Origin of the sequence: Streptomyces sp. NRRL WC-3742 (genome assembly GCF_000720635.1) — a bacterium.
Taxonomy (GTDB): domain Bacteria; phylum Actinomycetota; class Actinomycetes; order Streptomycetales; family Streptomycetaceae; genus Kitasatospora.
In genome coordinates, this window is record NZ_JOCF01000001.1 from 275114 (window position 1) to 282652 (window position 7539).

8 protein-coding genes are annotated in these 7539 nt (G+C 74.1%); all 8 read left to right on the plus strand.

The genetic code is table 11. From position 1 onward, the window contains the following. Entirely contained in the window at positions 1 to 690 is a 690-nt protein-coding gene (locus tag IH61_RS0101395) for a response regulator (RefSeq protein ID WP_031063559.1), read from the plus strand. 77 nt (positions 691 to 767) lie between these two features. Next, positions 768 to 1682 carry a Rossmann-like and DUF2520 domain-containing protein gene (locus tag IH61_RS0101400; protein WP_031063562.1) on the plus strand — a complete coding sequence of 305 codons (915 nt, stop codon included), beginning with the start codon at positions 768 to 770 and terminating at the stop codon, positions 1680 to 1682. A gap of 149 nt (positions 1683 to 1831) precedes the next feature. After that, positions 1832 to 2737 (plus strand): pantoate--beta-alanine ligase, encoded by a 906-nt coding sequence (gene panC, locus IH61_RS0101405; protein ID WP_031063564.1) that lies wholly within the window; start codon positions 1832 to 1834, stop codon positions 2735 to 2737. 81 nt (positions 2738 to 2818) lie between these two features. Next, positions 2819 to 3280, plus strand: a complete 462-nt coding sequence (panD, locus tag IH61_RS0101410) for an aspartate 1-decarboxylase (RefSeq protein ID WP_031063567.1) — start codon at positions 2819 to 2821, stop codon at positions 3278 to 3280. Between the two features lie 3 nt (positions 3281 to 3283). Next, positions 3284 to 4957, plus strand: a complete 1674-nt coding sequence (locus IH61_RS0101415) for an L-aspartate oxidase (protein ID WP_037971220.1) — start codon at positions 3284 to 3286, stop codon at positions 4955 to 4957. Positions 4958 to 4961: 4 nt separating this feature from the next. Next, positions 4962 to 5930, plus strand: a complete 969-nt coding sequence (gene nadC / locus IH61_RS0101420; protein ID WP_031063573.1) for a carboxylating nicotinate-nucleotide diphosphorylase — start codon at positions 4962 to 4964, stop codon at positions 5928 to 5930. 50 nt (positions 5931 to 5980) lie between these two features. Continuing rightward, positions 5981 to 6766 (plus strand): type III pantothenate kinase, encoded by a 786-nt coding sequence (locus tag IH61_RS0101425; RefSeq protein ID WP_031063576.1) that lies wholly within the window; start codon positions 5981 to 5983, stop codon positions 6764 to 6766. An 81-nt stretch (positions 6767 to 6847) separates the two neighbouring features. Next, a partial coding sequence (locus IH61_RS0101430) for a hypothetical protein (protein WP_078910744.1) occupies positions 6848 to 7539 on the plus strand: 692 nt, incomplete at its 3' end.

A 7539-nucleotide genomic window follows, 5' to 3' on the forward strand; every position in this document is an offset into this window, starting at 1 on the left:
TTGACCATCCGCGTGATGCTCGTCGACGACCAGGAGCTGCTGCGCACCGGCTTCCGGATGATCCTCCAGTCACAGGGCGACATCGAGATCGCCGCCGAGGCCGGTGACGGCGCACAGGCGCTGGAGCGGCTGCGGCACACACCGGTCGACGTGATCCTGATGGACGTCCGGATGCCGCGCCTGGACGGGGTCCAGGCGACCCGCCGGATCTGCCTGGCCGAGGACGGCAGCCCGCTGCCCAACGCCCCGCGGGTGCTGATCCTCACCACCTTCGACCTGGACGAGTACGCCTTCGCCGCGCTCAAGGCCGGCGCCAGCGGCTTCCTGCTCAAGGACGTCCCGCCGACGGAGCTGGTGGCCGCGATCCGCGCCGTGCACGGCGGGGACGCCGTGGTCGCCCCGACCACCACCCGCCGCATGATCGACCGCTTCGCCGAGGTGCTGCCCACCCCGAGCACCGCACCCGGCTCCGACGTGATCGCCCCGCTGACCGAGCGCGAGCGGGAGGTGTTCCTGCTGGTCGCCCAGGGCCTGTCGAACGGCGAGATCGCGGCCCGGCTGGTGCTCTCCGAGGCCACCGTGAAGACCCACGTCGGCCGCATCCTGGCCAAGCTCGACCTGCGCGACCGCGTCCAGGCCGTGGTGCTGGCCTACGAGGCGGGGCTGATCCGGGCCGGGGCCACGGACTGACGCCCCCGTAGACTGGTGCGGTACGTCCGGTACCCGCAGGTGGACCGGAACGGATTCACGGCAAATAAGGGTGGCGCGTGAGCACCTACGACGACCCGAGCGACCCCGGCAACCGGCCGGCCCGCCTCGCGGTGGGCGTGGTCGGCACCGGCCGGGTGGGCCCCGCGCTGGGCGCCGCGCTGCAGTTGGCCGGGCACACCGTGGTCGCCGCGTCCGGGGTGTCCGCCACCTCCCGCCGCCGCGCCGAGGCGCTGCTGCCGGGCGTGCGGATCGTCACCCCGCCGCAGGTCATGGCCGCCGCCGACCTCGTCCTGCTGACCGTCCCCGACGACGCGCTGGCCGACCTGGTCGCCGGGCTCGCCGCCACCGGAGCCGTACGGCCCGGCCAGCTGCTGGTGCACACCTCCGGCGCGCACGGCGTCGCCGTCCTGGAGCCCGCCACCCGGGCCGGGGCGCTGCCGCTGGCCCTGCACCCGGCGATGACCTTCACCGGCACCTCCGTCGACCTGGCCCGGCTGGCCGGCTGCCCGTTCGGCGTGACCGCCCCCGAGGAGCTGCGGCCGGTCGCCGAGGCGCTCGTCGTGGAGATGGGCGGCGAGCCGGAGTGGGTGCCGGAGGACGTCCGCCCGCTCTACCACACGGCCCTCGCACACGGCGCGAACCACCTGGTCACCCTGGTCGCACAGGCGATGGAGCTGCTGCGCACCGCCGGGGTCGCCGAGCCCGGCCGGATGCTCGGCCCGCTGCTCGGCGCGGCCCTGGACAACAGCCTGCGCTCCGGCGACGCGGCCCTCACCGGCCCCGTCGCGCGGGGCGACGCGGGCACCGTACGGCGCCATCTGGCGCAGCTCAGTACGGTGTCCCCCGACATCCCGGCCGCGTACCGGGCGATGGCCCGCGCCACCGCCCAGCGGGCGGTGGCGAACGGGACTCTTCCGGCCGACGCTGCAGCCGCTGTGCTCGACGCGCTCAACGAGGAGACGCGCTGGTGACTCCTCCCCGGCCCTAGACCGGGGCTTCTCACTCGGCCGCCGAAGCGGCCTCATGACGGACAAGCCCTGCCCGGCGCGTTACCGCACGGGACGGAACGTAACAAGGCGGCGGAGAATTGCGCAGCCGATCGGAACGAAGGAGCGCAGGAATGGCGGGCAAGACCCAGCGAAGCAAGCCCCACCGGGCGCCGAAGGTCCACCGGGCCGTCGTCACCCGAACCGTGGACGAATTCGAGGCCGCGTTCTGGCCCGACGAGCGGCCGGTGGACAACGCCGTCGTGATGACCATGGGCGCGCTGCACGAGGGCCACGGCGCGCTGATCCGCGCCGCCCGCAAGCAGGTCGGCCCGGAGGGCCGCGTCGCGGTGACGGTCTTCGTCAACCCGCTGCAGTTCGGCGCCGGCGAGGACCTGGAGCGCTACCCGCGCACCCTCGACGAGGACGTGAAGCTGGCCGAGGAGCACGGCGCCGACGTGGTCTTCGCCCCGTCCGTCGACGAGGTCTACCCCAACGGCGAGCCGCAGGTGCGCCTGACCGCCGGCCCGATGGGCGAGCGCTACGAGGGCGCCACCCGCCCCGGCCACTTCGACGGGGTGCTCACCGTCGTGGCGAAGCTGCTGCACATCACGGACCCGGACTACGCCTTCTTCGGCGAGAAGGACGCCCAGCAGCTGGCGATCATCCAGCGGATGGTGGCCGACCTGGACTTCGACGTGGAGATCGTCGGCGTGCCGACCGTCCGCGAGGAGGACGGGCTGGCCCGCTCCTCGCGCAACCGCTACCTCTCGGAGGAGGAGCGCGCCCGCGCCCTCGCCCTCTCCAAGGCCCTGTTCGCCGGCCGGGACGTCGCCGCCCAGGGCCCGAAGGCCGTGCGCGAAGCCGCCGCGGCCGCTCTCGACACCGCCGACGGTGTCGACCTCGACTACCTCGCCCTGATCGACCCGCACGACTTCACCGAGGCGGCGGACGACTTCCAGGGCGAGGCGGTGCTGGCCGTCGCCGCGAGGGTGGGCTCGACCCGCCTGATCGACAACGTCCACGTCATCTGCCGCTAGGCGGATGGGCACCAAGCACGGAATCGTTCGGCAGTAGCTCTTCATCTCTCAGGCATGCACTCACAGGAGGCGTGACCCGCAATGCTCCGCACCATGCTCAAGTCCAAGATCCACCGGGCCACCGTGACCCAGGCCGACCTGCACTACGTCGGCTCCGTCACGGTGGACGAGGACCTCCTCGACGCCGCCGACCTGCTCCCCGGCGAGCTGGTCCACATCGTCGACATCAACAACGGCGCCCGGCTGGAGACGTACACCATCGCCGGCCCCCGCGGCACCGGCGTGATCGGCATCAACGGCGCCGCCGCCCGCCTGGTCCACCCCGGCGACCTCGTCATACTCATCGCCTACGGGCAGATGGACACGGCCGAGGCGAAGGGCTACCAGCCGAAGGTGGTCTTCGTGGACGGGGACAACCGGATCACCGGCTTCGGTGGCGACCCCGCCGAGGCCCCGGAGGGCAGCGGACTGCTGCGCGGGGACGCGGCGTACCGTGGCGAGGAAGGCGCGGCCACCTCGGCCACGCGCCGAAGGAGCCACTGAGCCATGTCCGTCACGCATCGCCTCACCGCCCCGGCCCCGGGCTGGACCGCCACCACCGACGTGGTCGTGGTCGGCTCCGGCGTCGCCGGTCTCACCGTAGCCCTCAACGTCCGCAAGGCCGGCCTGCGGGCCATGGTGGTCACCAAGGCGGTACTGGACGAGGGTTCCACCCGCTGGGCCCAGGGCGGTATAGCCGCGGCCCTCGGCGAGGGGGACACCCCCGAACAGCACCTGGTCGACACCCTGGTGGCCGGTGCCGGGGTCTGCGACGAGGAGGCCGTACGCACCCTCGTGACCGAGGGCCCGGACTCCGTGCGCCGGCTGATCGCGGTGGGCGCCGACTTCGACCGCGACGAGGCCGGCGAGATCCTGCTCACCCGCGAGGGCGGCCACCACCGCCACCGGATCGTGCACGCGGGCGGGGACGCCACCGGCGCCGAGGTCTCCCGCGCGCTGGTCGCCGCCGTCCTCAACGACCCGGACCTCGAACTGATCGAGCACGCCCTGGTCCTGGACCTGCTGACCGACGCCGAGGGCCACGCCGCCGGCCTCACCCTGCACGTCATGGGCGAGGGCACCCGCGACGGCGTCGGCGCCGTCCGGGCCCGCGCGGTGGTGCTCGCCACCGGCGGCCTGGGCCAGGTCTTCTCCGCCACCACCAACCCGGCCGTCTCCACCGGCGACGGCGTGGCCCTGGCCCTGCGGGCCGGCGCCACCGCCACCGACCTGGAGTTCGTCCAGTTCCACCCGACCGTGCTGTGGCTCGGCCCGGACGCCCGGGGCCAGCAGCCGCTGGTCTCCGAGGCCGTGCGCGGCGAGGGCGCCCACCTGGTGGACGCGGACGGCGTGCGGTTCATGGTCGGACAGCACGAGCTGGCCGAACTGGCCCCGCGCGACATCGTCGCCAAGGCGATCACCCGGCGCATGCAGGAGAAGGGCGCCGACCACATGTACCTGGACGGGCGGCACTTCGGCGCCGAGATGTGGGAGCAGCGCTTCCCGACCATCCTGGCCTCCTGCCGCTCGCACGGCATCGACCCGGTCACCGAGCCGATCCCAATCGCCCCGGCCGCACACCACGCCGCCGGCGGCGTCCGCACCGACCGGCACGGCCGCACCACCGTCCCGGGCCTGTACGCCTGCGGCGAGGTCGCCTGCACCGGGGTGCACGGCGCCAACCGGCTGGCCTCCAACTCCCTGCTGGAGGGCCTGGTCTTCGCCGAGCGGATCGCCGCCGACCTGGCCGCGCGGCACGCGGCGGGCGAGCTGCCCGAACGCACCGTGGACGTGGCCGCCGCGCAGGCCGCCCGCGCCGTGCCGCTGCCGGCCTCCGAGGCCCGCGCCGAGATCCAGCGGCTGATGTCCCGCGGGGCGGGCGTGCTGCGCTCGGCCGGCTCGCTGGCCGAGGCCGCGGCCGGGCTCGGGCTGCTCACCGAGCAGGCGTACGCGCACGTGGCCGAGGAGAAGCCGGCCGACCCCCGGGTGGAGACCTGGGAGGCCGCCAACCTGCTGCTGGTGGGCACCGCCCTGGTCGCGGCGGCCGCGCAGCGCGCGGAGACCCGCGGCGGCCACTGGCGCGAGGACTTCCCCGAGCGCGACGACGCCCACTGGCGGCGCCACCTGATCACCACTCTGGCCGCCTCCGGCGACCCCGTCAGCACCCCTGAGGAGCAGTAGAACCATGACCCACTCCCACGAGGAACTCCCCCTGGCCGACCAGGGCGGCTGCGGCGACGGCTGCGCCTGCGGGGACGGCGAGGGCTACGAGACGGGCCTGGACCCGCAGCTGGCCGAGCTGCTGGAGGCGGCCGGACTGGACCCGATCGAGGTCGAGGACGTCGCCACCCTGGCGCTGGCCGAGGACCTGGCCGGCGGCGAGGACGTCACCTCGGTGGCCACCGTGCCCGCCGAGGCCGTCGCCACCGCCGACTTCACCGCCCGCTCGGCGGGCGTGGTGGCGGGCCTGCGGATCGCCGAGGCCGTGGTCTCGCTGGTCTGCGAGGAGGAGTTCGAGGTCGAGCGCCACGTCGAGGACGGCGACCGGGTGGAGGCCGGCCAGGTGCTGCTCTCGATCCGCTCCCGCACCCGCGACCTGCTGACCGCCGAGCGCAGCGCGCTCAACCTGCTGTGCCACCTGTCGGGCATCGCCACCGCCACCCGCGCCTGGGCGGACGCCCTCGAGGGCACCGGCGCGGTCGTGCGCGACACCCGCAAGACCACCCCTGGCCTGCGCGCCCTGGAGAAGTTCGCGGTGCGCTGCGGCGGCGGCGCCAACCACCGGATGGCGCTCTCGGACGCCGCGCTGGTGAAGGACAACCACGTGATCGCCGCCGGTGGCGTGGCCGAGGCGTTCCGGGCCGTGCGCGCGGCCTACCCCGACCTGACGGTCGAGGTCGAGGTGGACACCCTGGAGCAGATCCCGCCGGTGCTGGAGGCCGGTGCGGAACTGATCCTGCTGGACAACTTCTCCGTCGAGCAGCTCAAGGAGGCCGTCGCGCTGGTGGCCGGCCGGGCGAGGCTGGAGGCGTCCGGCGGCCTGACCCTGGCCGACGCCCGCGCGGTCGGCGAGACCGGTGTCGACTTCATCGCCGTGGGCGAGCTCACCCACTCCTCGCCGATCCTCGACATCGGCCTGGACCTGCGCGCCTGACCGTCCGCCCCGCACGACGCAGACCTGCCCCGACTCGCAGAAAGCGCCCCATGCTCCTCACCATCGACGTCGGCAACACCCAGACCACACTCGGCCTGTTCGACGGCGAGGACGTGGTGGAACACTGGCGGATCTCCACCGATCCGCGCCGTACGGCCGATGAACTGGCCGTGCTGATGCAGGGGTTGATGGGCAACCACACCGCCGTCCACGAGGCGGTGGTGGAGGGCCTGGCGATCTGCTCGTCGGTTCCCGCCGTGCTCCACGAGCTCCGTGAGGTGACCCGCCGCTACTACGGCGACGTCCCCGCGGTGATCGTGGAGCCCGGCGTGAAGACCGGGGTGCACGTCCTGATGGACAACCCCAAGGAGGTCGGCGCCGACCGGATCGTCAATGCCCTGGCCGCCAACCACCTGTACGGCGGCCCGTGCATCGTCGTCGACTTCGGCACGGCGACCACCTTCGACGCCGTCAACGCCCGCGGCGACTACGTCGGCGGCGCGATCGCCCCCGGCATCGAGATCTCCGTCGAGGCGCTCGGCGTGCGCGGCGCCCAGCTGCGCAAGATCGAGCTGGCCCGCCCGCGCAACGTCATCGGCAAGAACACCGTCGAGGGCATGCAGTCCGGCATCCTGTACGGCTTCGCCGGGCAGGTCGACGGCCTGGTCGAGCGGATGGCCAAGGAACTCTCCAAGGACCCGGACGACGTCCAGGTGATCGCCACCGGGGGCCTGGCCCCCCTCGTCCTCGGCGAGGCCACCACCATCGACGTCCACGAGCCCTGGCTCACCCTGATCGGCCTGCGCCTGGTCTACGAGCGCAACCGCCCGACCTGACCCGGCTGCCTGCGGGCCGATCGTGGGTGGTTCGGCGCCGGGTTACCGACAAATCGGATATTCCTCACGTAGTGTCAGCCCATGCCTACGCCACACGGATCGCGCGGCGGCATGGCCTTCAGCGCCGACGAAGTCCGCGTGCTGCGCCGCGCCCTCGCCCAAGCCCTGCACCCCGCCGTTCCCGTCCACCTCCAGGGGCCCGACCGGGCGCCGGCGTTCGCCGGACCCGGTGCCGAGCTGTGGGCGGAGGACGTCCAGGACGCACTGCGCCTGACCGAGGCGATCGACGAGGCCGTCCAGGAGGGCGGCCGGCTGCGCGCCTTCCTGCTCGCCGACCTGTGCCGCTACCGCTCCGCCCTGCCGGGCAGCGCCACCGGGTACCTGGAACGGCTGGAGGAGGCCGTCGCGGACGGCTACCTGCCCGGCCCGGAGGACCTCACCGCGCTGCGCGGGCTCAGCCGCCAGCCCTGCGGGCAGTACGAGCGCTCCCGCCGCTCCCGCCTCGCCGGGCGCTGCCACGCGCTGGCCGAGGCCGCCGTCCGCGAGCGGCTCGCCCTCACCACCGGCCAGCCGCGCCACCTGGTGGCCGTACCGAACCCCGCCGCACCCCCGAGCAGTCTCACCACCCCTGTTGGAGGACGGATCACCATGAGCAGCAGCGACTCCCGCGCCCCCCGCCCGTCGCAGCCCGCCGCCACCCCGCCGGCCGCGCCCCGCCCCCAGCGCATGCCCACCCCCGCCGAACTCTTCGGCCGCCGCCCCAAGCCCCCCAC